The sequence below is a fragment of the Acinetobacter albensis genome (genome assembly GCF_900095025.1).
GTDB classification, from domain to species: domain Bacteria; phylum Pseudomonadota; class Gammaproteobacteria; order Pseudomonadales; family Moraxellaceae; genus Acinetobacter; species Acinetobacter albensis.
The window spans coordinates 107,314-134,019 of sequence record NZ_FMBK01000008.1; the positions used below are offsets into that span (position 1 = coordinate 107,314).

At 39.8% G+C, this 26,706-nt stretch carries 19 protein-coding genes; 10 read left to right on the forward strand and 9 right to left on the reverse strand.

The window, feature by feature from the left end; genetic code table 11:
- Positions 1 to 42 precede the first annotated feature (42 nt).
- A complete protein-coding gene (locus GA0116959_RS08100; RefSeq protein ID WP_092720096.1) occupies positions 43 to 624 on the reverse strand; it encodes a DUF805 domain-containing protein in 582 nt (193 codons plus the stop codon).
- A 309-nt stretch (positions 625 to 933) separates the two neighbouring features.
- Here GA0116959_RS08100 and acs point away from each other — a divergent pair, with 309 nt between their 5' ends.
- Both acs and GA0116959_RS08110 read left to right on the forward strand, forming a co-directional pair.
- Positions 934 to 2,877: an acetate--CoA ligase gene (gene acs, locus GA0116959_RS08105; RefSeq protein WP_053579280.1), complete on the forward strand. Its 1,944-nt coding sequence runs from the start codon at positions 934 to 936 to the stop codon at positions 2,875 to 2,877.
- 128 nt (positions 2,878 to 3,005) lie between these two features.
- Positions 3,006 to 4,187 (forward strand): acyl-CoA dehydrogenase family protein, encoded by a 1,182-nt coding sequence (locus GA0116959_RS08110; RefSeq protein WP_092720187.1) that lies wholly within the window; start codon positions 3,006 to 3,008, stop codon positions 4,185 to 4,187.
- A gap of 79 nt (positions 4,188 to 4,266) precedes the next feature.
- Here the strand turns inward: GA0116959_RS08110 and GA0116959_RS08115 are convergent, their stop codons facing one another.
- The 3 genes from GA0116959_RS08115 to msuE all read right to left on the reverse strand — a co-directional run bounded on the left by GA0116959_RS08115 (position 4,267) and on the right by msuE (position 7,529).
- Positions 4,267 to 5,268: a TIGR04086 family membrane protein gene (locus GA0116959_RS08115; protein ID WP_092720098.1), complete on the reverse strand. Its 1,002-nt coding sequence runs from the start codon at positions 5,266 to 5,268 to the stop codon at positions 4,267 to 4,269.
- A 394-nt stretch (positions 5,269 to 5,662) separates the two neighbouring features.
- A complete protein-coding gene (sfnG, locus tag GA0116959_RS08120; RefSeq protein ID WP_092720100.1) occupies positions 5,663 to 6,769 on the reverse strand; it encodes a dimethylsulfone monooxygenase SfnG in 1,107 nt (368 codons plus the stop codon).
- Between the two features lie 25 nt (positions 6,770 to 6,794).
- Complete coding sequence (msuE, locus tag GA0116959_RS08125) at positions 6,795 to 7,529, reverse strand: FMN reductase (RefSeq protein WP_053579282.1); 735 nt, start codon at positions 7,527 to 7,529, stop codon at positions 6,795 to 6,797.
- A 372-nt stretch (positions 7,530 to 7,901) separates the two neighbouring features.
- Here msuE and GA0116959_RS08130 point away from each other — a divergent pair, with 372 nt between their 5' ends.
- Positions 7,902 to 8,552 (forward strand): response regulator, encoded by a 651-nt coding sequence (locus tag GA0116959_RS08130; RefSeq protein WP_053579283.1) that lies wholly within the window; start codon positions 7,902 to 7,904, stop codon positions 8,550 to 8,552.
- 102 nt (positions 8,553 to 8,654) lie between these two features.
- On the opposite strand, the gene GA0116959_RS08135 is transcribed toward GA0116959_RS08130, so the two are convergent.
- Both GA0116959_RS08135 and GA0116959_RS08140 read right to left on the reverse strand, forming a co-directional pair.
- The gene (locus tag GA0116959_RS08135) at positions 8,655 to 9,422 is read right to left on the reverse strand and encodes a hypothetical protein (RefSeq protein ID WP_053579284.1); all 768 of its coding nucleotides are present in this window, start codon (positions 9,420 to 9,422) and stop codon (positions 8,655 to 8,657) included.
- A 408-nt stretch (positions 9,423 to 9,830) separates the two neighbouring features.
- A complete protein-coding gene (locus tag GA0116959_RS08140) occupies positions 9,831 to 13,322 on the reverse strand; it encodes a hybrid sensor histidine kinase/response regulator (RefSeq protein ID WP_092720102.1) in 3,492 nt (1,163 codons plus the stop codon).
- Between the two features lie 205 nt (positions 13,323 to 13,527).
- On the opposite strand from GA0116959_RS08140, the gene GA0116959_RS08145 reads away from it, so the two are divergent.
- The 4 genes from GA0116959_RS08145 to GA0116959_RS08160 all read left to right on the forward strand — a co-directional run bounded on the left by GA0116959_RS08145 (position 13,528) and on the right by GA0116959_RS08160 (position 18,693).
- Positions 13,528 to 13,860, forward strand: coding sequence for a DUF485 domain-containing protein (locus GA0116959_RS08145; protein WP_092720104.1), 333 nt, complete (start codon positions 13,528 to 13,530; stop codon positions 13,858 to 13,860).
- 1 nt (position 13,861) lies between these two features.
- Entirely contained in the window at positions 13,862 to 15,577 is a 1,716-nt protein-coding gene (locus tag GA0116959_RS08150; RefSeq protein ID WP_092720106.1) for a cation acetate symporter, read from the forward strand.
- A 278-nt stretch (positions 15,578 to 15,855) separates the two neighbouring features.
- Positions 15,856 to 16,545, forward strand: coding sequence for an ion channel (locus GA0116959_RS08155; protein WP_092720107.1), 690 nt, complete (start codon positions 15,856 to 15,858; stop codon positions 16,543 to 16,545).
- A gap of 177 nt (positions 16,546 to 16,722) precedes the next feature.
- A complete protein-coding gene (locus GA0116959_RS08160; protein WP_092720109.1) occupies positions 16,723 to 18,693 on the forward strand; it encodes a BCCT family transporter in 1,971 nt (656 codons plus the stop codon).
- A 61-nt stretch (positions 18,694 to 18,754) separates the two neighbouring features.
- Here the strand turns inward: GA0116959_RS08160 and omp33-36 are convergent, their stop codons facing one another.
- A complete protein-coding gene (omp33-36, locus tag GA0116959_RS08165) occupies positions 18,755 to 19,636 on the reverse strand; it encodes a porin Omp33-36 (protein WP_053579289.1) in 882 nt (293 codons plus the stop codon).
- A 1,095-nt stretch (positions 19,637 to 20,731) separates the two neighbouring features.
- On the opposite strand from omp33-36, the gene blaOXA reads away from it, so the two are divergent.
- Positions 20,732 to 21,526, forward strand: coding sequence for a class D beta-lactamase (gene blaOXA / locus GA0116959_RS08170; protein WP_092720111.1), 795 nt, complete (start codon positions 20,732 to 20,734; stop codon positions 21,524 to 21,526).
- Between the two features lie 178 nt (positions 21,527 to 21,704).
- Here the strand turns inward: blaOXA and uvrA are convergent, their stop codons facing one another.
- Complete coding sequence (gene uvrA / locus GA0116959_RS08175; protein ID WP_092720112.1) at positions 21,705 to 24,536, reverse strand: excinuclease ABC subunit UvrA; 2,832 nt, start codon at positions 24,534 to 24,536, stop codon at positions 21,705 to 21,707.
- Between the two features lie 270 nt (positions 24,537 to 24,806).
- On the opposite strand from uvrA, the gene GA0116959_RS08180 reads away from it, so the two are divergent.
- Both GA0116959_RS08180 and GA0116959_RS08185 read left to right on the forward strand, forming a co-directional pair.
- Positions 24,807 to 25,160, forward strand: a complete 354-nt coding sequence (locus GA0116959_RS08180; protein WP_092720189.1) for a DUF1304 domain-containing protein — start codon at positions 24,807 to 24,809, stop codon at positions 25,158 to 25,160.
- A gap of 62 nt (positions 25,161 to 25,222) precedes the next feature.
- Positions 25,223 to 25,564 (forward strand): GlpM family protein, encoded by a 342-nt coding sequence (locus GA0116959_RS08185; protein ID WP_092720114.1) that lies wholly within the window; start codon positions 25,223 to 25,225, stop codon positions 25,562 to 25,564.
- 265 nt (positions 25,565 to 25,829) lie between these two features.
- On the opposite strand, the gene tenA is transcribed toward GA0116959_RS08185, so the two are convergent.
- Positions 25,830 to 26,510 (reverse strand): thiaminase II, encoded by a 681-nt coding sequence (gene tenA / locus GA0116959_RS08190; protein WP_092720116.1) that lies wholly within the window; start codon positions 26,508 to 26,510, stop codon positions 25,830 to 25,832.
- Positions 26,511 to 26,706: the final 196 nt, after the last annotated feature.

Consider the following 26,706-nt stretch of genomic DNA (forward strand, 5'->3'; position numbering starts at 1 on the left):
CGCTGTATCGCCAATCATTTTGTCAATGTGTGTTGCGTGGGTTTAAAAATATTCAGTGCCTTTTTGAATCACTTCTTGCGGGGTTTTGAGTTCAGTTGTATCCATCATATAAGAGACGAAGCTACCCGAAGCCAAGAGACTTAATACAGTCATAATAATGATTAACCAAGCCAGTATTTTTTCCCAAATGGCTGTATCACGCGGTAAACCGTAACGATTGATGCCGGCTGTGCCCGAACCGAACATGAGATAAAGCCCTAAAAAAACATTCAACAATGGAATGATGAACAAGATAATCAACCAACCACCTCGGTTCATGTCGTGTAAACGACGGACACTGACCACCATCAGAAAATAAAAATACACGACCATAATCACAATAAAACCCAGCCCAGCTAGGTTATTGAACAGTTGTATAAAATCATAATTCAAAGAACGAGTATTTAGATTAAAAAGACCGATCGCTAGATTAAAAGCGAATAGAGCAAAAAAAGTGACCAAATGTATGAAACCATACCAGCCAATCGCACTTAAACGCCTAAAACGACCTGCTGCTGATAAAGGATTATCCGCGCTTTGCATTTGAGAAGATGAAAAAAATGGAGATGAATCTTGTGGGTTCATACCTGTTCCAATTGAGATTGAGCTAAGAAAAATTGGCTGTTTTGCTTACTGTAACCATATTTTAAGCGTCAATAATAAGATTTAAATTTATCCATAAAATATGAATAATATTATTTTTATTTGTATACATTTTATGTGAATACAACAGAACTTAAAGTGTTTATGTATTAAATTATATTAATACACTACGACCAAAGCCGAATTGAAGCGCTTGAAAAATAATCGTCATACTGTGAATATGCAGTCAATAAAATAAATAACGTGGCATAACATTTCGTGATGAGATGAATAAAATCAAGGAAGTATACTATGAAAGAAATTTATCCTGTACCAGAACAATTTAAAACCACGGCTCGCACAGTAGAGTCTGAATATTTTAAGCGTTATCAGCAATCGATTGAGCAACCTAATGAATTTTGGGCAGAGCAGGCTCAAAAATTGGATTGGATCAAGCCTTTTAGCCAAGTTAAAAATACCAGTTTTGACCCCAATCATTTCAAGATTGAATGGTTCGCAGATGGTGAACTGAATGTCAGTGCCAACTGTTTAGACCGCCATCTCAAAGAACATCCGCACAAACCTGCCATTATTTGGGAAGGTGATCATCCATCACGGCATAAAATTATTTCTTTTAAAGAATTGCATGATGAAGTTTGCCGTTTTGCCAATGTGTTAAAAAAGCACGGCATTAGCAAAGGTGATCGTGTGGTGTTGTATATGCCGATGATTGCGGAGGCCGCTATTTCAATGTTGGCTTGTGCACGGATTGGAGCTGTACATTGTGTGGTATTTGGTGGATTTTCTCCTGATTCATTGGCAAATCGTATTGAAGACAGTCAAGCTAAAATTGTGATTACAGCCGATTCGGGCATGCGTGGCGGTAAACCGATTCCGCTCAAGGAAAATGTAGATGCAGCATTAAATATTCAGGGGACTGCATCAGTACAAAACGTAATCGTGGTACATCGCACAGGCAATCCGATTGAATTTAAAGACGGCCGTGATCTGTGGTATCACAGTGAAATTATGTCAGTCAATGAAATTTGCCCACCTGAGCCCATGAAGGCTGAAGACCCACTCTTTATTCTATATACCTCAGGATCAACAGGTAAGCCCAAAGGTGTGTTACATACCACAGGTGGTTATTTGACCTATGTGAATTGTACTTTTCGTGAAGTATTTGACTTGAAACAGGACGATGTCTTTTGGTGTACCGCTGATGTTGGATGGATTACAGGACATTCCTATGTATTGTATGGTCCATTATCGAATGGAACTACCACGGTCATGTTTGAAGGTGTTCCGCAATATCCAACATGGGCGCGTACAGGTCATATTGTTGACAAGCACAATGTCACGATTCTTTATACTGCACCTACCGCCATTCGTGCCATGATGCGTGAGGGTGATGCTTTTGTTCGTGAAAGTGATCGCAGTAGTCTGCGCTTGATTGGGTCGGTTGGTGAGCCAATTAATCCAGAAGCATGGAATTGGTACTACACTGTAGTTGGGGAAAGCCGCTGTCCTGTCGTTGATACATGGTGGCAAACAGAAACAGGCGGAATTTTAATTTCACCTTTACCGGGAGCCACCGATTTAAAACCAGGTTCGGCTACACGTCCATTTTTTGGTATACAACCGGCTTTGGTCGATGCGGAAGGGCAAGAGTTAGCGGGTGAAGCGGAAGGTAATCTGATTATCAAAGACTCTTGGCCGGGACAAATGCGGACGATTTGGGGTGATCCAGAACGGTTTATTGAAGCTTATTTTTCAGCTTATCCCGGTGTATATTTTACTGGTGATGGTGCACGTCGTGATCAAGATGGTTATTACTGGATTACAGGAAGGGTTGATGATGTTTTGAATGTTTCAGGTCATCGTTTAGGTACAGCAGAAGTCGAAAGTGCCTTGGTTGCCCATGAAGCCGTAGCAGAAGCTGCTGTAGTCGGTATGCCACATGATATTAAAGGACAAGGCATCTGTGCTTTTGTGACCTTACAATCAGGAACAGCTGAATCTGAAGAGCTACATAAAGAATTGGTCGCTTGGGTACGTAAAACACTAGGGCCTGTGGCCACCCCAGATGCTTTATATTGGGCACCGTCTTTACCTAAAACACGTTCAGGTAAAATCATGCGCCGTATTTTAAGAAAAATTGCAGCGAATGAACTGGATAGTTTAGGCGATACCTCTACATTGGCTGAACCGCAAGTGGTAGATGCTTTAATTAAAACAGTCTATCCCCATGTATAAATTGTTGTTAAATACCGCTTGAGGATTCAGGCGGTTTTTTATTTTGCATATAAAGACTTCAGGCATTCAGATAAAGATTAAAAACATCATCTGCTAAGCTAAAAATATAGAAATAGATCGATATGATTATGAATGCCCAATCCCCATTTTTAAATGCTAGTCCAATCCAAATAGCGCAACACTTGGCACAACAGTTTGCACAGACAGCAGCTGAACGTGACAAAATAGGCGGGAACCCAAAACATGAGCGTGATTTAATTCGTCAAAGTGGTTTATTGGGACTGTCTATTCCAGCGCAATATGGCGGAGGCGATGCCGATTGGAAAACCATTTTTCAAACCATTCAAACGCTTGCACAAGTGGACAGTTCATTGGCACATGTCTACGGATTTCACCATTTGTTGATTGCCACAGTGCAGTTGTTTGCTCAACCGGCTCAGTATGCAAAATGGTTTAAGCAAACCGCGCAAGAGAATCTGTTTTGGGGAAATACTTTAAATCCCTTGGATAAACGAACCACAGCAACAAAAATATCAGACACAGATTATATTTTTCATGGAGATAAAAGCTTTTGTTCAGGTTCAATTGATTCAGATATGTTGTTATGTTCTGGCTATAACGAGGCAGGGAAATTGTTGATTGGCGTGATTCCCACTCAACGTGAAGGGGTCAGTTTTTTAGGTGACTGGAACAATATGGGACAACGCCAAACAGACAGTGGCACCAGCCATTTTGAGCAGGTTAAAATCCACCAAAATGAATTATTAGTCGATCCAGGGCCTTTAAGTACGCCTTATTCCAGTTTACGTCCATTGCTTGCGCAGCTGATTTTTGTACATCTCTTTTTAGGCGTAGCAGAAGGTGCATTTGAAATGGCAAAACAAACGATACAAAGCCAAAAAGCATGGTCAAAATCTTTAACTGAACATGCAGTACACGACCCATTTACCCAAAAGCATTTTGCTGAATTTTATGTACAACTGGAAAGTGTCCGTTTATTGGCCAATAAAGCAGTCGATATTTTACAAGCCGCTTGGGAGATAGGTGAAAACCTGACGACAGAGCAACGCGGTGAAGTCAGTATTGCAATTGCCACAGCAAAAATCGCGGCTACCCAGACTTCGTTGTTTGTGACCCAAAATGTTTTTCAGGTGATGGGTGCACGCGCTACGACGGCTCAACTAAATTTAGATCGTTTTTGGCGTAATGTACGAACCCAAACGCTACATGATCCGATTGACTATAAATATCAGGAAGTCGGGGAGTGGGTGCTGACTGGAAAAGTACCTGATCCCAGTTTTTATTCCTGATTTTAATGTAGAGCATACATACAATAATAAAAAACCGATCCCTCAGGATCGGTTTACTTTTAAACATTTTTAAATAAGCTTATTTAATCAAGGTGCGATGACGTGAAATGTGAGTTACACCAAATTTACCAGCGAACACCGTCACCATTAAACCGATAAATAAACCAATAAATGACCAAAGTGCAGCTTTCGCGGCTGCATTGGAAGCAGCGGCAGCTTTCGCTTTTGCTTCTTCTTTCATTTGAATATATTGAATTTTTGCTTTTTGAACATTGGTCTCTAAACTATTAAAAAATTCTTGTTGCTGAATAAAGTAATTATTGACCGCCTGATCTGCTTCTTGAGGCGTTAAAGATGTATTTTTGGCTAAAGCTTGGCTGACTTCATTTTTATCAATTGAATCAGTCACTTTTTGAGCACGATTTTTCAAAGTATCCGAAAGTTTTTGAATAATTTGATCACTATTATTGGGATTTAAAACCAAATCTTTTGCCGCACTTTTAATTTGATCTTTAGCCCATTCGCCTTGCGCTTTTAAATAATCGGGTTGTAATTCGTTAATTCCTGTTTTTTGTAATGCTTCACTGAGTTTTACATCACCATTTTTTAATTCAGGTAAAGGAACTAACTCTTCAAAGGCTTGAGTACTTAAACTCGCTAAATTTACACCACCTTTGCCAATACCAGTTGCAACACTACCTGCTGCTGAAGTCACTGAACTCAATGCACTTCCCGTTAACCGGGCAGCATTATTGATGGTCATTGCTCCAAACCAAATACCGACCAGTAATGCTAAGGCCCAGACTAAGAAGCCATGTATATATCCATCAGTGCCAGCCAATCGACCTGCAATAAATCCACCAATACCTAAACTTACCAATAAGGAAAGAAGAGTCCAAATGGTGACTGCCGTGCCTGAACCATTGCTAATATCAGTTGCAGATTCAGGATCTAAAAGAGCGAAGCCTAAAGCGACACCCAGTAAAGAGAGCAACATTGAAATGGCTAATACCGCAATAACACCAGCGAAAATGCTGCGCCATGAAATTTGATTTCGAATAACAATTTTTTCTTCATACATATTTTTTCTACCTTATTAGAGTTATTTATGAAATTTAAAATAATAGTTGTTTCTAAATAGTATGGATAAATAACAACCATTTATGTATTCAATTTGTTTTTTTATTTTATTTTTGAATAAGAAATTAAAGGATAAATAAAATAATAAAGCGGTGAGAGCTCATAACCTAATAGTGGGACTTTCTAGATAAATATTTGATTGAAAATTTTATATATACCTAGAAGCTGCTCGTTTTTTATTTCAGCATGTTTAGATAGCTGTTACCGCTTGTGCTTTGATTATTTTAAATGATAGAACACCTACTTAAACTCTAAATAAAAATTCCCCCCAAGCCGAGCCTTAGGGGGGTAGAGTTGGAGTTACTTTTATTATTATTTTTATTGGTTGTTGATCATTACGCTGACTTAGCGGCAATAAGAACTTGCTGTTGTGCTTCTAGTTGACGCACCAAAGGTAAAACTTTCTGCCCAAAATATTCCACCTCTTCAATGAAATGTAAAAAACCAGAAAGAATTAAATCAACACCGATACTCTTTAATTCCACAATCCGTTCAGCTATTTGTTGTGGTGTTCCAATCAAATTGGTTTTAAAGCCATCGTTATATTGAACCAAGTCTTCAAAAGTTGATTTTGCCCAGTTTCCTTCGCCTTCAATGGAAGATGCACCTGCTTCACGGGTAGCATCGCCAAACGCGTGTACCGCTTGAATGTTCGCTTTATCAATAATTTCTTGTAAAACAGCCTGTGCCTCCTGTTCTGTATCGCGAGCAATAATGAATGCATTCACGCCAATTTTGACACTGTGATTGTTGGCTTTGGCTTTTTCGCGAATATCATCAATTTGTTTTTTGATTTCTTCAGGTGTATTGCCATTGGTAAAGTACCAATCGGACACACGTGATGCCATATCACGCGCGGCGCGTGAACTGCCGCCTTGGAAAATTTCAATATGTGGTTTTTGCAAAGGTTTGGGCTTTAAAGTGTAATCTTTAAATTGATAGTATTTACCGTCAAAACTAAACTGATCTTGTGTCCAGACACCTTTTAAAGTGCGAATAAATTCCTCGGAACGAACGTAACGCTGGTCATGCTCTGGCCACTCTTCACCAATTGCATCGAACTCACCGCGGAACCAACCACTCACCACATTAACGGCAATACGACCGCCGCTCAGATGATCAATCGTTGCAAGTTGTTTTGCAGCTAAGGCGGGTTTCCAAGGCCCAGGCAAAATCGCAGCAATCACTTTTAAACGCTCAGTCTTGGCCAGTAATCCATGACTAAAACTCACCGATTCATGTTGATTGTCAGCACCATAGCCTGCGGTAAAACGAATTTGGGTCAGTGCATAGTCAAAGCCATTTTTTTCAGCAGTTTGTGCTAAACGCACGTTGTATTCATAGCTCCAATCAGTGCGTTGTTCGATATTACTGACCACCAAACCGCCACTCACATTGGGCACCCAATAGGCAAAAGTGATATTTTTTTCTTGTTCAGACATGATTGAATCTCCCATTTAAATTGCGTTATGCCACATGGGTTTTTGCGATTTTTTTATGATGTAAACGTGATTCTGCGGCATCTAAATTGGGAACTGCCGCAGAAGGCAGGACAGCGGCCTGTTCAATTTGTTTGTTAATACCCAAGTGCTGATTGGCTTGTTGGGTTTTTTCTTTGACCACTTCAGCTCGTTTGCCTTTAGCAGGTGCCCATTCCAAAATAGGGAGTGCACGTGCTACAGCCAAGGTGATACGGTCACGTAATGATTCGCTGTGAATCGTATATTCAGGGGTGAAATCTTGATCGGTGGCATATACGCCAATTGGTAAAGTTTGTGCTTGGAAAAAACTAAATAAAGGACGTAATTGGTGTTCGAGTACCAAGGCATGACGTTCACTGCCACCAGATGCCGCCAATAATACCGGCACATCGACCAAAGCGGTTTGCTCGACAAAATCAAAAAAATGCTTAAAAAGACCCGTAAAAGATGCACGATAAACGGGTGTTCCGACAATGATCGCATCAGCAGCTTCCACCGCAGCCAAATCATCTTGTACGCGTTGCGGAAGTTGATGGCGATAAATAGCACCACCGAGTAAATGTCCAATTTCACTAAATTTAATAAAGTGAACTTGAATTGGAATGGCTTCGCCCAATTCGTACACAATTTCTTGCACCAAGGCTTCAGTCTTAGATGGATGATTTAAACCGCCTGATACAGCAACAATATTCAGTGGTTTTTGTAAGTTAAAACTAGTCATACAGATCGAACCTAAATTGAATCTCGGAATAGTGTTCATTTACCAACAGAGCAGTAGGAACTGTAAAATAAAGAAAAAAAAAGACGTTATCTGTTTTTAAGATATAGCGCTTTTGGGGAGAACGTTGTTGAGAATTAGAATTTAACATTATGAAAATTAAAGTTATCTTGAATTTAGATAAGTATTGATGTGATCTGAATAAAATTTATATCTAAATATGATTAGATTTTAAGTTTTTTTGCAAACCATAAAAAAAGAATTTTTATTTAAAATAATGCGATATCCAGCAAAAAAAATGATGCCTTGCATATCCTTACTGTGCTTGTGTGGTTAGAATAGCGATTACTGTGCACAAGATCTTTCATATCGCTTATGAATATTTTAATCGTTGATGACCATCCGTTGTTTCGTCATGCTTTGATTCAGGCTGTTCGTTACAGTTTGCCTCAAGCTCAAATAAATGAAACAGCAGCAGTAAATGAGTTTTATGAACGTTTAGATAATGGCCCAGAACCAGATTTGGTTTTATTGGATCTGAATTTACCGGGCGCTTCAGGATTTTCAGCTTTGGTGCATGTTCGTGCACAATATCCTTCTATTCCGATTATTGTGGTTTCGGCACATGAAGAAACCACGATTATTCAACGGGCAATTGCACACGGGGCAATGGGTTATATTCCTAAATCGGCGCATCCAAGTCATATTGGTGAGGCCATTCGGCATGTACTCGAAGGGGAGATTTGGTTACCGCCAAACTTACCGACACATACTAATTTTGATCCTCGTGCTGCGGATGAAACGGCATTGGCTGAGCGAATTCAATCGCTCACACCACAACAATTCCGAGTACTCATGATGGTGGCAGAAGGATTGTTGAATAAACAGATTGCTTATGAACTTGATGTTTCTGAAGCGACCATTAAAGCGCATGTTACCGCGATTTTCCGTAAACTGAATGTACAAAATCGAACGCAGGCAGTTTTAGCGATTAGTGCTTTAAATATTGAAGATAAGAAAATGTAATTCGTTTGAAGACAGAATGAAAAGCATCAAAAAGGCACTGAATGAACAGTGCCTTTTTGATGCATTGATGTTTATAAAACGGTGGGTTTTTCATGGTTTAAATTAAGCGACGCAGCTTTGCTTAGGGGTTAAATCTGTACAAAAAAGTGGGTTGAGGGCACATTGTAATTCATCGATTTGTTCTTGTGACACATAGTCTTTTTCTTTCAAATAATCCGCTACACTGTCATCTCTCAAACTGAGAAATGCTGCATCATAAACGCCTAAGTCAACAAACAGAGCCATGGTTTCTAAACTGTTAAAACGGTCTAGATAAACATCATTGCCATACATCAGAAAAATATGATCTTCCTGCGCATGTGCATTTACGTCCAAACGTTTTGCCAACTCTAAAGGTGGTGTTTTAATAAATAATAAATCGGATAACTCGTCAAATTGAGTGGTATCTAATAAAGGTTGATCTGTTTTGACTTTACCAAGCCATGCTTTAAAGACCAGAACTGCACCACCTCGCAGCAACATACTCCAAATTTGATGGCGAACTTGCTCACTTAAACCATTTGATTCAACATCTAACGCTTGAATGAGTTTATCTTCTTGTTCAGCAAGGCGTTCAAATAATCCTAAACCTTGAGGCTTATAAGCTGCGGGTTTAAAGACATCAAAATTTAGTTCAGAAAAAACTTGTAGCGCGAGTGGAACAGCACTTTGATATAAAGTATTTAAGGCTTGAATATGAACATCAGTCAACTTACTGTTCTGAAAAAGTTTATCCCATTGAATTTCAGGCAATAACGCATTGCTGCCGTATTGACGGTAAAATTGTTGTGACTGATCTAGACCGATAGAATACACGTCAGAAATGTTCATTTTTTGGCTCCTGATTTTATATGATGACCAGTTTCTGAGTCGCATTTTTATGGGCCACTATAAATAAAAAAACTGATCGTTTCTTAAGCTTATATATGGAGCAGAGTCAGCTTAAACGGAATACGACTAAAGTTGTAGATAAGCTTTTTGGTTTAAAAAAAATTATTAAAAAATATATACTTAAAAATATTGTAACTAAGTATACAGCTGTGCATTTATAATCTGGTGCACTTTGCCATAGAAAATAGACAGTTGAAGTTTTTGGTCAATTTAATAAGGACTAAAGCGGGATTTTTTGAACAGTTTCGCCTAGAGCAAAAAATAAATTGCCAGTTGGCTTAAGAAAAGGTGTGTTTATGTAAGAAAACGTTCATTTCATGCAAGCGAAATGAACGTTTTTTAGCGATGTTATGAGTTATAAATTTTTAATCCTGAGAGCCAAGAACGTAATGAAGCTGGTTTTAATGGTTTTTTTAGCAATACAATATTCAGCTCTTTTAAAGACTGTGGAAGCTCTGGATCAGAATCTGCAGTAATTAAGGCCACAGGCACCTGTTCTTGCCGATTTTCCAAAATAAAATCCAAACCGATTTTGTGATTATTTAAATGCTGATCGACTAACCAGACCTGAATATTTTCTTGCTGGATTAAAATCAAGGCTTGTTCAGGTTCAGTGGCTTTAAAGACTTGATATCCCCATTTGGTCAAAAGCGTGCTCATGCCTTCTAAAATGGTTTCATCATTGTCTAAACATAAAATTTTGTAGGCCTTACTTTTTAAGGGAATGGCTTGTAGTGGTGTCAGGGCGACTTTGGGTGCTGGCACAATCGGCACTTCTATCATGAAGCAAGAACCTTTGCCATATTCAGAATACACATGCATTGGATACTCGAGCAGGTGAGTCATGCGTTGCACAATCGCAAGTCCTAAACCTAACCCTTGCTCACCCCACGGTGAGGTATGACCACAGCGCTCAAATTCTTGAAACAGTTTAATACGTTGTTCTTCTGCAATGCCGGGACCTGTATCCCAAACACCAATACGAATGGTTTGAGCCTGTTCGGCAGAACGCAGTACGCCAACAATAACGCGACCTTTTGCAGTATAACGTAAAGCATTGCTGACAAAATTCTGAATAATACGGCGAATCCATTGTGGATCAGTATCAATCCAGAATTGGACATCATGAACCCTAAACTGTATTCCACGTTGAGCTGCAATCGATTTAAATTGCAGTTCTAGATCACTGAGTAAGTCATGCAACGGATAAGGTTGTCGCTTCGGTTGAATGGTGCCTCCTTCTAAACGTGCAATATCCAACAAGGCAGATAACATGCTTTCTGCCCCATGTAAGGCACGATCTAGTTGTTGCAAGGTTTTGCGATCTTCATCAGATTGTACACTTTGTTCCAAAGCCGTACTGAATAAACGAGCAGCATGCATTGGTTGTAATAGGTCATGACTGGCAGCGGCAATAAAACGACTTTTTGACATATTGGCACGATCGGCTTGTTCACGCGCCAGTTGTTGTTCAGATAGGGCATTGGCCAATTGTTGAGTTCGATCTTGCACCCGACCTTCTAGGAAAGCTTCATTTTCACGGAACGCGGTAATGTCGGCAAAAGTCGTGACGAAACCACCGCCTTGAATGGGATTACCGCGCATCTGAATCACACGACCATCTTTACGAATGCGTTCAAACTCATGTGCATTGCCCATCGCCATCCAGTGAATACGTTTGCGAACGTGTTCTTCAACTGAACCTGGACCACATTCGCCACGTTCCGCGTTATAGCGAATTAAATCGGCAATCGGGCAACCGACATAAACAATATCTTTTGGGTAATCAAACAGTTTGAGGTATTGATTATTCCAAGCGACCAGACACATATTTTCATCCACCACACTAACCCCTTGGGTCATATGGTCAATCATGGTCATAATCAGATTTTGATTAAAGCGTTGCCATTGAGAAGCCTGATCTAGGATGTTGGCCACCTGACCGAGTGCCAAACCATTATTGACCATCGCCGTAGTCAGGAGGGTTCGTGCAGAAGCGGCACCGATGGTGCCTGCCAGATATTGCTCGGTGAAACGCCACCACATGCCATTGGCACTGCTATTTTCATTTAAGATCACGTTATTTTGAGTGCAAAATTGCTGGAATGCTTTTTGTGTTGGCCCCTCGCCAGTAATGCGTTTGGCTAATGCAATCAGATCACCGACTTTTAAACGAGCAACATCATGTTGTAAATAATTTGTATCATGCGTCATGCTTTGGGCGGGAAGGGGTTTAGTTTCATAATAAAAGAAACTTTCTGCTTGAATTTGTTCGGCAATACTTGGACGAAAAATACGCGATATCCAAATATATAACAGGATATTGAGCCCTAGCGCCCAAATTACGCCGTGGGTTAATGCAGCAAAAGATTCAAATCCGAGCAAGGCTTCTGGGCGTAACCAGCTCACGCCCAAGGGACCTTGCTGAAGAAAATTTTGTGCGAACTGCTGATATTCTGTTGGTAAGCTTCGTAAAACAGTAGGAAATAATAAGGTATAGGCCCAGACTAAAAAGCCGACAATTAAACCTGCATATACGCCCTGTTTACTTCCGCCACGCCAATATAAGCCACCAATGAGGGCGGGAGAAAATTGGGCCACCGCACTAAAGGCGAGCAAGCCAAAAACCGAAAGTTGATCAATATCATTAAAGAAATGAAAGAATAAAAAGCCCAGTAACATCACGGCTAAAATACAAATACGACGTGTAAATTTCAGCACCAACGGCAAACGCTTATCATGCCTTGATAGTAAGCCTGTGCGCCATAGAGCTGGCATAATCAGATCATTACTGAGCATAATAGATAACGCCACAGAGGATACCAATAGCATGCCTGTAGAAGCTGAGAATCCACCTAAAAAGGCCAGTAGCGTTAACCATTCTTGATCATAACTTAAAGGGAGGGATAAAACGGCCACATCTGGAATGGCTAAAAAATGCGGTGCGGCATGCAATGCCCAACTGGCAATTGGAATGATTGCGATGGTGGTTAAAATAAGATAAATGGCAAACCAACGACGTGCCCCACGGATATGTTTTTCATCACGTAACTCGACTACAGCCACATGAAATTGGCGCGGTAAGCAAATAATAGCGAGTGCAGCCAGCATGGTTTGTACCCAAAAAGTATCGGGCACACCAAAAAGTTGAACTTCTTTAAACGTATTGGCAACATCACTTGAAATTTGTTTCAAGTTGTCTGGGGCTTCAAAGACAAAAAATAAAGCCACACAAAGCAGCGCAAATAATTTGACAAAAGACTCAAAAGCCACTGCCAGCATCAGACCGCCATGTTGTTCGGTATTGGCAATCTGCCGAGTGCCAAACATCATCGCCAGAATGGCTAAAACACCCGTCAGGAAAAGTACGCCATTGGTGGTGCTTTCAATGCCAGAGTTTTGCTGCAGAATCACTGCTGCACTTAAAGCAATCGCTCTAAGCTGTAAGGCCAAGTAGGGCACAATTGCAATCACGGCAAGAATAGTCACCAAAGATGCCAGTGTGCCGCTTTTGCCATAGCGGGCTGCAATAAAGTCAGCGATCGATGAAATGGCATGATGTTGACGGACTCGACCTAGGCGTCGCCAAATATCATAACCGACACCGACAAAAATGAGCGGACCAAGGTAAATGGGCAGGAAAATAATTCCTTCACGAACTGCGGCACCCGTCGCACCGTAAAATGTCCAAGAAGAACAATACACGCCTAATGTTAGACTAAAGAGAAGCATACGGCCACGCGTGCTTAATCGACTTGCGTGTTTTTCACCAAAAAATGCACAAATAAAAAGTAATGCGATATAGAGGGCAAGAACCCCCATGATGAGCCAGCTATTCATATTGTCTACAGTGTAACGCTATGCGTTCATCATACCTTATCTCGTAATCTGACGGCTTGAGTTGATCAAAATTTAACGACCAAAGTCGTAATTACAACAACCGCACAAGATTGTTAACTTAGACAACGTAATCGTTAACTTAGACAACGTCATAATTCGAATTAAAAAATAGTGCCTAAATTGGGTGCAAATAGGAGGATTGGTTATGGATGAGAGACAGGTAGAAAGAATTCTACAGAATCCAAAATTTAAACAAATGGTCAGCAAAAAAAGCGCCTTAAGTTGGACGCTAACCGGCATTATGCTGTTTGTATATGTAGGTTTCATGTTGCTGGTGGGTTATAACAAAGAATTTCTAATGAGTTCTTTTAGTGGTGGTGTAACCACTTGGGGAATCCCACTCGGCTTAAGCATCATCGTTTTATCATTTGTACTGTGCGGTGTGTATTCTTATGTTGCCAATAAGATCCTTGATCCATTGACGCAAGATGCAATGAAAGAAGTGGAAGCGATTGCGAATGAAAAAGGACAGTATTAATATGAAAACGACTTCATTCAAAGCTCAGGCACTGGCTCTGGCGACTGTACTTTTTTCAGGTATGGCATGGGCTGGACCAGATTTAGGTGTGGCTGAACAACAAGCCACCAATTGGCATGCCATTATCATGTTCGTCATTTTTGTTGCTTTTACTTTGGTCATTACCAAATGGGCAGCAAAACAAACCACCAATACTGCTGATTTTTATACGGCTGGTGGCGGAATTTCAGGTTTCCAAAATGGACTGGCGATTGCAGGCGACTACATGTCTGCTGCATCGTTCTTGGGTATTTCTGCACTGGTGTTCAGCTCTGGTTTTGATGGCTTGCTCTATTCACTTGGTTTCATGGTGGGTTGGCCGATTGTTTTATTCTTGGTCGCAGAGCGTTTACGTAATTTAGGTAAATACAATCTATCGGATGTGGTTTCATTTCGCTTAGAAGAAAAACCAGTACGTACTTTAGCCGCCATCAGTTCATTGGTTGTGGTTGCATTCTATCTGATTGCACAAATGGTCGGTGCAGGCCAGCTGATCAAATTACTCTTTGGTTTGAACTATAATATTGCTGTGGTGATTGTCGGTTTATTGATGATGGCTTATGTCATTTTTGGCGGTATGTTGGCCACGACTTGGGTACAGATCATTAAAGCGGTAATGTTACTGAGTGGTGCGACTTTCATGGCATTTATGGTCATGAAAAGTGTCGGTTTTAGCTTTACCACAATGTTTGAACAATCGATTCAAGTATTCAGTCAAGTTCATGGCATGAGTCTAGCAGAAGCAGGCAATATCATGGGGCCTGGTAAACTGGCGGCAAATCCTCTTGATGCGATTTCATTGGGTCTAGCACTCATGTTTGGTACTGCAGGTTTACCGCATATTTTAATGCGTTTCTTTACAGTAAAGGATGCCAAAGAAGCACGTAAATCAGTTGTTGTCGCAACAGGCTTTATTGGTTATTTTTACCTGTTAACCTTCATTATTGGTTTCGGTGCGATTTTGTTTGTTTCAAACAATCCACAATTCCTTGATGTAGCGAAAATGGCAGTCACAGGTAAGTTAGAGTTGGTTGGCGGTAGCAATATGGCTGCGGTGCATTTAAGTGATGCGCTGGGTGGTGACTTATTTATGGGCTTCATTTCAGCCGTCGCATTTGCCACAATTCTTGCTGTAGTTGCAGGTTTGACGTTGTCAGGCGCTTCTGCCATTTCCCATGACTTATATGCAAACGTATTCAAAAAGGGTCAAACGACACCTGAATCTGAACTTCGTATGTCTAAAATTGCAACTTTAGGTCTTGCGATTTTTGCCATGATTTTGGGTATTTTGTTCGAGAAACAAAACGTAGCCTTTATGGTTGGTTTAGCATTCTCGGTTGCTGCATGTGCCAACTTCCCAGTACTGGTTTTGTCTATGTTCTGGAAAGGTTTAACTACACGTGGTGCGGTCATTGGTGGTGTGGTCGGTCTATCTTTAGCAGTGCTGTTGATTGTTCTGTCTAAAGCCGTTTGGGTCGATACTTTGGGTATTTCTGATACACCAATCAATCCATTTAATGGCCCTGCAATCTTTGCGATGCCGTTGTCATTCTTCTGTTGTTGGTTATTCTCTGTAACGGATCACTCTGCACGTGCACAGGCGGAACGTAAAGCATTTGATGCGCAATATGTTCGTTCACAAACAGGGATTGGCATCTCAGGTGCTTCTGATCACTAAGGTTTAAAACTTCACATAAACAAGTCCCTACGGGGGCTTTTTTTTTGTCGAATTGATCTGAGTTTTTGTTAAGAGTGAACAATAAAATGTCCAAACTTGTCGAACTCAGCTACTTTAATGCTCGATTCAGAATGATGAGTCAGGTTATTTTTAAACTTATTTGTAGATAAAATTTCATACAAATATAGTGAGAGTGAGTAATTCAATTCATGTTAGATTCAACAGAACCTCAATAAAGCTAAAACTTGATTAAAAATAAAAATAGAATGGAGCCATACATGCATGCCCTGATTGGTATATGGAAAGTTTTTCGTTTATTGCCGAGTGCTTGGCTACTGTTATTACAATTCTTTATTTTAATCTTATCAGTTGTGGTTAATCACAGTGCGACCTATCGGACTTTAACGTGGGTATTGGGCGTTTTAGTCTTATTGATTATTGCCAAAGTCATACGACAGACGCCTATGTTTACGATTATCGGACTTGTTTTTGTAGGAGGTGCAGTCTTTTTCTCGCTATTGCATTTACTCGGTGTGCAGCACGTCATGATTCAAGTGATTGCTCATGCCTTTGAAGCGGCCGCTTATTTTAGTGCAGCCTATGGCTTACTGCGTTATATGTTTGAAGACCGTTACCTTACCAAAGATGAACTATTTGCAGCGGGTGCCGTATTTACTCTGATTGCTTGGGGCTTTGCATTTTTATATAACATTTGCCAACTGCTCATGCCTTTGAGTTTTCAAAATCCCAATATCACCGGTTTACAAACATGGTTAGATTTATTGTTTCTCAGTTTTAGTCTCCAATCTGCGACAGGGCTTTCAGATTTGATTCCGATTAGTGCACCTGCGCGTGTGCTTGCCATGCTACAGATGTTTTGTGGTGTAATGTATTTAGCCCTCGTTGTATCGCGTTTAATTGCGCTGCAATATATTGCCCATTTACCCAATCAAGATAAATTGAATTAAGAATAATGGATGTAGATTCTGTTACAGGAATGTAACTGCTTTATTTATATCATTAAATTAATATGCCCTCAGTGTTTGCAAATTTCTACTGAAAGCATATTGGCTTCATCTCTGTAAAATGCGTCTATTTTGGCCTCACGGTCTGTCATATTCATTTAAAAAATAAATGGGGGATTTATGCCTTCGAAAAATCCATCTTGGTTTGCCAACGTCAATCCAAATGTTTTTTTAAGTACGGTTGTTATTATTGGGCTGTTTCTGGCTGTTGTCGTTTTAGCACCGAATTCATTTGATTTGATCACCAAACAGCTGAACCAATGGGTCACTGACTCATTTAGCTGGTTTTATGTTTTATCTGTTGCCATATTTCTGATTTTATTGATTTATATCGCTTTATCCGATATGGGAAAAATCAAGTTAGGTCCAGATCATAGCCAACCTACGTATAGTAACGGCTCTTGGTTTGCCATGTTATTTACTGCAGGCATGGGCATTGGACTCATGTTTTTTGGGGTGGCTGAACCCGTAATGCACTATGTTTCTCCTCCTACAGGGGAGGGTGAAACCATCCAAGCTGCGCAAACGGCAATGCAAGTGACCTTTTTTCATTGGGGTTTACATGCATGGGCAATTTATACTGTCGTGGGTTTGTCCTTGGCCTATTTTGCTTATCGACATAACCTGCCTTTAAAAATTCGCTCTGCCTTGTATCCGATTATCGGACGAAAAATCTATGGCCCAATCGGTGATGCAGTCGATACCTTTGCCACCATCGGTACTGTTTTTGGTGTCGCGACCACCCTTGGATTTGGCGTGACACAAATCAACTCTGGTTTGAATTATCTGTTTGGCATTGAGCAAGCACCCAGTACTCAAGTGGTTTTGATTATTGTCGTGAGTGCTATGGCATCCATGTCGGTGTTTTTAGGTTTAGACAAAGGCATTAAACGGCTGTCTGAACTGAATTTAATTCTTGCTCTCACCCTTTTACTGTTTGTGTTTTTTGCCAGTTCATCGATTTATTTGCTGCAAACCACCATCCAAAATGCAGGGCAGTACATTTCAAATTTATTTACCATGACATTTAATTTATATGCCTATCAACCCAATGGCTGGATTGGGGGATGGACCATTATGTATTGGGCATGGTGGATTTCATGGTCACCCTTTGTTGGCATGTTTATCGCCCGCGTATCCAAAGGTCGCAGTATTCGCGAGTTTATTGTCGGGGTATTGCTTATTCCAACAGGCTTTACTTTAATTTGGATGGGTTTTATGGGAAATGCTGCGTTATACAGCATTTTGCATGAGAGTAATCAGGCTTTGGTTTTGGCCGTACAACGCGATTCGTCAGTAGCATTGTTTGAGTTTTTACACAGTTTACCTTTTTCATCTGTCATGAGCTTACTGGCGACCTTTTTGGTGATGCTCTTTTTTGTCACTTCGGCCGATTCAGGTGCATTAGTCACCGATTATTTGACCGCAAAATCTGAAAATTCTCCAACATGGCAAAGACTTTTTTGGACAGTATTGATGGCTGTTTTAGCCATCGTATTGCTTCTGGTCGGGGGGTTAAGTGCCTTACAATCTGCCACGATGATGAGTGCGCTACCATTTACATTCATTATGTTGTTTATTTGCTGGGGATTATTGAAAGCATTGCGTTTGGATGTGACCAAAATGAATGCCTTACAAGAGGCAAGAATTACCCCGCGTGCTATTCAAAATCCACGTAGTTGGCAACAGCGTTTGGGTTTGATTATGCATTATCCGCATAACCAACAAGAGGTTCGAGACTATATTGATACACAGGTTTCGGTGGCTTTTAATCAGGTGAAGAAAGAGTTTAAACGTCGGCAGCTTGAAGTGTCCATTCAAAATATTCAGTATGGTATGGAACTTAGGGTTGATCATCAGAATGAAAGTAACTTTGTTTATCAAGTGGTTGCCCGAGAAACGGTTCCACCGAGTTTTATGGCAGAAATGACTTCGGATGAAATAACGTATTATCAAGCTGAAGTTTTTCTCAGAGAAGGTGGACAAAATTATGATGTTATGGACTGGACTTTAGATGATTTATTACAAGATATTATCGACCAGTACGAACGTCATTTACATTTTTTAAGCTTGATCCGAACTTCTGAATAATATTCAAACCTAAAAAAGGACTCAATATGAGTCCTTTTTTTAATTCATTTTCTAAAGTAACTTAGAAACGGAATTTAGCATTTACGCCAACAGTTTGAGTATCCAATACAGAACCTTGTTCAGCATTTGCATTCACATAAGTCGCGCCTACAGCAACAGCTGGAGTGATAAAGTAATTTACATTTGCACCCCAAGCTGAATCAGGAGTACCTGCAAAGCTAGATTCAGCATAAGAAGCACCCATGCTTAATTTAGGCGTTACATATAAATCAGTTTTTAATTGGAATGCAGTGTCATCACCGTAGATGAGGCCAGATTCAAAACCAATCGCCATGTTAGTGTCATCAATCGCGCCTACATATTTAGTACGTGCAGTGATGGCATCTTGATCTTGTCCAATGGTTGCAGTTTCAGCGACAGCTTTAACCACGCCATTACCCATCAGGTTGAACGCATCAATAGCAGTTTGGTCAGCAACGCTGGTATAACCTACAGCAACCAAAAAGTTAGGTACAACAACCGCACCAAGCTCTAACGCATAACGGTCGCCGTTATCATCAGAAGTGTTTGCATTTTTGCCATCAAGGTGAGTATGGCTATAAGACAAGCTTGTATATACAGGTACAACTTGAGTGGGTACATACGCTTCAGCTTTAATACCGTAGTTATGTGCAATCAAATCCATACCAGGAACAAAACTAAGTTCGCCGTAGTTATACGCTACAGAAACATTTGATGCTTGGTTTAAAAATGCAGCTTCAGCCAAAGGGCCTTTAGAAGAATCAACATCTTTAAGGTAGTAAGTACCTTGTAAGCCACCAGTAAAATCTTTGTCATTTACAGTAATGTCGATGTACTCAGATTGACCTTGTACTTCGAATTGATAAGCTTGAGCGCCGGTCATGGCTAATAATAAAGCAGTGGCTAAACCGAGTTTTTTCATGATAGATTTCCAGTTTTGTTACAAATGGATTAAACAGTGAGCATTGTATTGTAACAAAACATTAAGTCAATGAACTAAAACATGATTATTTGCTTCACTTCTTTTGCGATAAAAAATTGAATATAAATTATTCAATGAGTCAAAATGATGTCAACCTAAAAAAAACGTTGCTAGAACAAAAGAATATGGAATTATGGCGCTTGAAATAGTGAAAGAATTAATACCAGAGAATGAAATTATCACAATGTAAAATTAGATTAATATTTAGGTGTTAATTGTAAAAAGCAATTATTTTAAGTAACAAGATTCGTGGTATCAGCTCATTATGCAAATATCATCACATTTAAAATAAAGATGTAGCATGTTTCAACTTAATATTTTTAGTCATGAAACGAGCTAAAAGTCACTGTGGATTGAATCGTCTTTTATTTGAAGCAGTAATTTTTTTTAAATGAAAAGTAGACCAATTTAATAGGCTTTACTTTTTAAATTATTTTTTGCATAATAGTTCTATCAATTCGTGTTTCACACCAATAGTGTGATAATGATCTGATTCTCCATAAACAAGTTTTTGTTTTAATGCCCAACTTTCCCCAAAGTTGGGCTTTTTTTTATCTTTTTAAAATAATATTTCATAAATTTAAGATGAATTTTCCTTTATATATTGATATTCAATCAAATTCAGTTTCTATAAACGGGGCTTCTATTTGAAATTTCATAGATAATTTTTGCACACTATTGGTGCTATTTTGTTGGTATAAAATAATAAAGGTATAAAAAACCCCAGTTTTCAAAAAAAACTGGGGTTTTTTAGCCAAAATGGCAAGAAATTTAATATTTCTGCTGAGGAATAATATTAAATTGCCCTAATGGGGTGCATTATGCACTTATTTGAGGCATGTGTAAATATTTTATTCTCATTCAAATACAGATTCGGTAATTGAAAAATCATTACAACATGATCAATAAAATTTTGTTAAAACAAAATCAGGATTGAAATTTTTAACAGGATATTTAAACGTGCAAAAAATTGGAGTCAGTTTATTTTCTCTCAGCATAATCAGCATAATCAGCATTTTGGCTGGATGTCACAGTATGCAATCCTTACCAAATTATCCTCAAGCTACTGTTGATGGAAAAACAGTACAAGATGTGGCTACACAGCGTACCAAAGAAATTGCAACGCTTTTTAGTGCTGCAGCCAAGCATGCCGTTTTTGTGACTTATGATGGAAAAAACTTTAAATCTTATGGAAATGATTTGATGAGAGCCGAGCAGGCTTATATTCCCGCTTCTACATTTAAAATGTTGAATGCCTTAATTGGTTTACAACATCATCAGGCTACAATGACTGAAATCTTTAAATGGGATGGAGAAAAACGCGCATTTCCAGCTTGGGAAAAAGATATGACTTTGGCACAAGCCATGCAAGCCTCGGCTGTTCCTGTATATCAACAACTGGCAAGACGAATCGGTTTAGAGTTAATGCAAAAAGAGGTGTCTCGTGTTGGATTTGGCAATCAAAATATTGGTCAACAGGTCGACAATTTTTGGCTTGTTGGACCCTTAAAGATTACGCCTATACAGGAAGCAAAGTTTGTCTATGAGGTTGCCACCGAACAGTTACCATTTAATAAATCTGTACAAAAACAAGTGAAAGAGATGTTGTTGATAGAGCAACGTGGAGATGTAAAGTTATATGCCAAAAGTGGTTGGGGCATGGATGTAAACCCGCAAGTCGGATGGTATAGCGGTTGGGTTGAACAGCCGAATGGAAAGGTGACCGCTTTTATTTTAAATCTTGAAATGCAAAATGGAGATGAGGTCAGCGAGCGTAAACAATTAACTTTAGATGTACTGGATAAATTAGGACTATTTTTTTACTTATAGGTTGACTATTTAATGAGCTGAGTCGTGCGCATCATGCAGTTTCTTAATCTTGCTTAAAGTAGTTTTTAAATGTTAAAACAAATAGATCAGCCTTTCTTCTGAAAAAATGCATAATTTTCCTAAATAAAAAACGGTGAATAAATCACCGTTTTAATATGTAACTTTTATAATTTAAAGCTTACTTCAACATCATTTTTAAGAACTTCGCTGTATGAGAAACTTTCGATTTCGCAACGTGTTCAGGTGTCCCTTCGGCAATAATCATCCCACCGCCAGCACCGCCTTCTGGGCCTAAATCAACCACCCAATCAGCAGTTTTAATGACATCCAAATTATGCTCAATCACAATAATGGTATTTCCCTTATTGCGCAGCTGATGCAGAATATCCAGCAATTTCGCAATATCATGGAAATGCAGACCTGTAGTTGGTTCATCCAATATATATAAAGTTTTACCCGTATCACGCTTCGCCAACTCACGTGCTAATTTCACGCGCTGTGCTTCACCACCAGATAATGTGGTGGCAGATTGGCCTAAACGAATGTAACTTAAGCCGACCTGATGTAAGGTTTCGAGACGGCGATGAATCACAGGAATCGCTTCAAAGAAATGCATAGCATCTTCAACGGTCATTCCTAAAACATCAGAAATATTCTTGCCTTTATAGCCAACTTCTAAGGTTTCACGATTATAACGTGCACCATGACAGTTATCACATGGTACATACATATCGGGTAAGAAATGCATGGCCACTTTAATCATTCCGTCACCTTCACAGGCTTCACAGCGACCGCCTTTGACGTTGAATGAGAAACGACCTGCTGCATAACCACGTGCTTTGGCTTCAGGGGTTTGTGCAAAAAGTTCACGAATAGGCGTAAATAAACCCGTATAGGTGGCAGGATTGGAACGTGGCGTACGTCCAATCGGACTTTGGTCAATATCGACGACTTTATCTAAGAACTGTAAGCCATCAATCGAATCAAATTTTTCTGCCGTTAATGTGGTTGCACCGTTTAATTGGGTTGCTGCTAAGGGCAATAAAGTACGATTAATTAAAGTCGATTTACCTGAACCTGAAACGCCCGTAACACAGGTCATGACGCCTAGAGGAATGGTTAAATCAACGTTCTGTAAATTATGACCCGCAGCGCCCATTAATTTAAGTTGTTCATCCGGTTTAGGTGGCTGAACACGTTGCTTCGGCACTTCAATTTTGAGTTTGCCGGATAAATATTGTCCAGTGAGCGACTCAGGATTGGCTAAAATCTCTTCATAAGTACCTTCAGCAATAATATGCCCGCCATGGATGCCTGCACCCGGTCCAATATCAATAATATGGTCGGCTGCACGAATGGCATCTTCATCATGCTCAACCACAAGCACGGTATTTCCTAAGTCGCGTAAACGCACTAAGGTTTCAAGTAAACGATCATTGTCACGTTGATGTAAACCAATGGACGGTTCATCAAGCACATACATGACGCCCATGAGGCCTGCACCAATTTGTGATGCTAAACGAATACGCTGTGCTTCACCGCCTGAGAGGGTTTCGGCAGAACGAGATAGACTTAAATAATTTAAACCGACAGAAACTAAAAAGTGTAAGCGTTCACGGATTTCTTTAAAAATTTTATCGGCAATTTCACCTTTTGCACCTTCAAGGTTCAAATTTTGATAATAGTTTTCGGCATCGCCAATCGACATCTTAGTGATTTGGGCAATGGTTTTATCTTTGACACGCACATGGCGTGAAATTTCATTCAGACGTGATCCATCGCAGGCATCACATGCAGCATTAGATAAATATTGGGCTAAATCGTCGCGTACATAATTACTTTCAGTCTCACGATAACGACGTTCTAAATGCGGCAGAATCCCTTCAAAAGGTTGCACTCTATTGTGTTTACGACCACGTTCATCAACATAGCTTAAATCGACTTTGTCTTTCCCTGTACCATAAAGAAATTTCTTTTTGGTATCAGCATCCAGTTCATTCCAAGGCGTATCTAAAGAAAAACCAAAGTGAGCGGCGACTTTTTCAATCATGCTGTAGTAATAAGGACGCTGTCTATCCCAACCACGAATTGCGCCTTGGCTAATCGAAACCTCGTTATTTGGAATGAGTTTTTCAGAACTGAAATGACTACGTGTTCCTAAACCATCACAAACTGGGCATGCGCCAAACGGGTTGTTAAATGAGAACAAACGAGGTTCAAGTTCGGCCACAGCACGATCACATTCTGGACAAGAATGTTTTGCAGAAAATACCCGTTCAGGATGTTCAGCATTCATCCACGCCAATACCGCAATATCACTGCCTAAGCGCAGAGCTGTTTCAAATGATTCTGCAATACGATTGCCTAAATCATCACGCACTTTAAAACGGTCAACCACCACTTCAATGGTGTGTTTTTTCTTTTTATCCAGTTCAGGTGGCGTATCAATATCAATCACTTGACCATCAACACGGGCTCGTACAAAACCTTGGCTTTGCAATTGTTCAAACAAATGTGTGTATTCGCCTTTACGTTCTCGCACCACGGGCGCAAGTAACATCAGGGCAGTGCCTTCTTCTAATGCTTTTACCGCATCTACCATTTCTGACACGGTCTGTGCCACCATAGGTAAATCATGCTCAGGACAATACGGTGTTCCGACACGTGCATATAAAAGACGCAAGTAATCATAAATCTCTGTAATTGTACCAACTGTAGAGCGCGGATTGTGACTGGTTGATTTTTGTTCAATTGCAATCGCAGGGCTTAAACCTTCAATTGAGTCTACTTCAGGTTTTTCCATTTGTGACAAAAATTGGCGTGCATAGGCAGATAGCGATTCGACATAACGGCGCTGACCTTCGGCATATAACGTATCAAAGGCAAGGGAAGATTTACCAGAGCCTGAGAGTCCCGTAATGACCACGAACTTATCTCGTGGAATATCGAGTGACACATTTTTTAAGTTATGGGTACGTGCGCCTCGAATACGGATATGACTTTGACTCATAAAACATCTCGGTAATGTGCAAATTGAAGGGTATATATGATAGCGATTTAATTTTGTTCAAGTGGGATAAAAACGTTTTTTCACGACAAATTATGTCGGATTGTTTTAAAAAAATATTTTTGCAAAATGAACTTTATTTTATTCAGCAAAATAAGTACAAGTAGATAGGGAATAAAATGAATATACCTCGTCTATCTGATAAAAAACATGCGATGTCACAGGTATAGACAAAATGCCAACAGACCTTCATCTAAGCAGGAACAATTTATGATCATTGCTCAATGTTTAATTGCAATCATTGCTTTACTACATGTGTATTTTTTAGTTTTAGAAATGTTTCTGTGGGAAAAGCCGAGCGGTTTAAAAGCTTTTGGCAATAGTCCTGAAAAAGCAAAACTCACCAAAGTTTTGGCTCAAAATCAAGGGCTCTATAATGGTTTTCTAGCTGCAGGCTTGATTTGGTCACTCTTTGCATCTGCACCTTTTGCCATTCAATTGGCCAATTTCTTTTTGGGTTGTGTTCTGATTGCAGGAATATATGGAGCGATCACGGCCAGTCGAAAAATTTTATATATTCAAGCATTGCCTGCATTACTGGCTTTAATTTTGATAAATATTGTGTAAATGAACGGTTCTGTGGTGGTCTCAATTCAAGTATTCATGATGGTGCGGATGGATAAAGGACGATGCTGGCCTTATTTTTAAAATGTACACTGGGTGCGGCAGTGGTGCTGCTGATTTCGGTTTTATCCAAAAGTAAAGCGTTCTATATTGCTGGACTGGTGCCTTTATTTCCTACTTTTGCCTTGATTGCACATGTGATTGTGTCACAGCAGCAGGGGGCAGAGGCATTACGTAAAACGGCATTATTTGGTTTGTGGTCACTCATTCCTTATGCCTTTTATTTATTGATGGTCTATATATTGGCAACGAAAATGTCGATGTGGTGGTGTTTGGGTATTGCGACGCTGTGCTGGATTGTGGCTGCTGCAAGTCTAATTTATGGCTGGCAAATGTTTCAGCAATAATCATTGAATAAGCAAAAATTAAAGCATCAAAAATATTGATTATTGCGGAAAATCTATTGGCAACTGTTCAAGGCATAAGGTGGATACAGCACAAGATTGAATCAATAATTTTTTGCGATAAATTTGATATCTTCGAGTGCTTGGCGCGTTTTGCGAAGGACAAAGGTTTTTGTCCTCGCGAAGCAATACTTCTCAGGGTGAAACCAAAGTAACCCATGCGCTATTTTAATTCATATCATAGCTGCGAGGCGTCGCCAAAAAATAATCATTTTACTTCATGATCCAAACCTGACCACTGTCTTTGATGATAAGCGCCATCCCAAAATAACCATTCCAGTTCCGCACCACGTGTATATGCCTGATGCATTTTTTCAAGCGTATCCGCATCACAACCTGCGGCAACTTTGTCTATCGTCGCGATGACATTACGTACAGCTTGATTAAATTCTTCACCCGCATAGGTATCAATCCACGCTTGATAAGGATTATCGGGAACAGAATTGTTGACAATCGCTTTGCCAATTTCAGCATAAATCCAAAAACAAGGCAGTAACGATGCCAACACTACAGGATAGCTCTCAGACCATGCCGTTGCGGTTAAAAATGAGGTGTAATGGTGGCAGGCCAAAGTCAGCGGTGTATGTTCAAATTGTGTCTTAGAAATTGCAAAGTCTTGCATAAAGTCATGGTGTAAACTGCGTTCAACCACAATCGCAATTTTTGCGGCTTCAGAAAATTGAATAACGTCATCCGCATCAAAAGCTTTTGCCGCACAGACAGCTAAGGCACGACCATAGGCCAATAAATAATGTGCATCTTGAATCACATAATGACAAAAAATATCTTTATTTAATGTCCCTTGCGCCAATTCTTGATTAAAAGGCAAAGCAAGCGTGCGTTCATACAATGCTAAATTTCGCTGCCAAAGAGCTTGGGAAAAATGCATGTCGTGATCCTATTCATATTCGAAAGAAAATTTAACAAGCGCATGACTATAGCAAGAGTCTGAATAAGAAGATATGTAGCAGAACGCCTGTGCGACTGAATTCAAAAAAATCATACGAAGAACTTTGGCTAAATCTAAAAAAGTCGTCATAATTGTGCCCATCTCATTTAACTGCTTTTATTAGCATTATCGAACT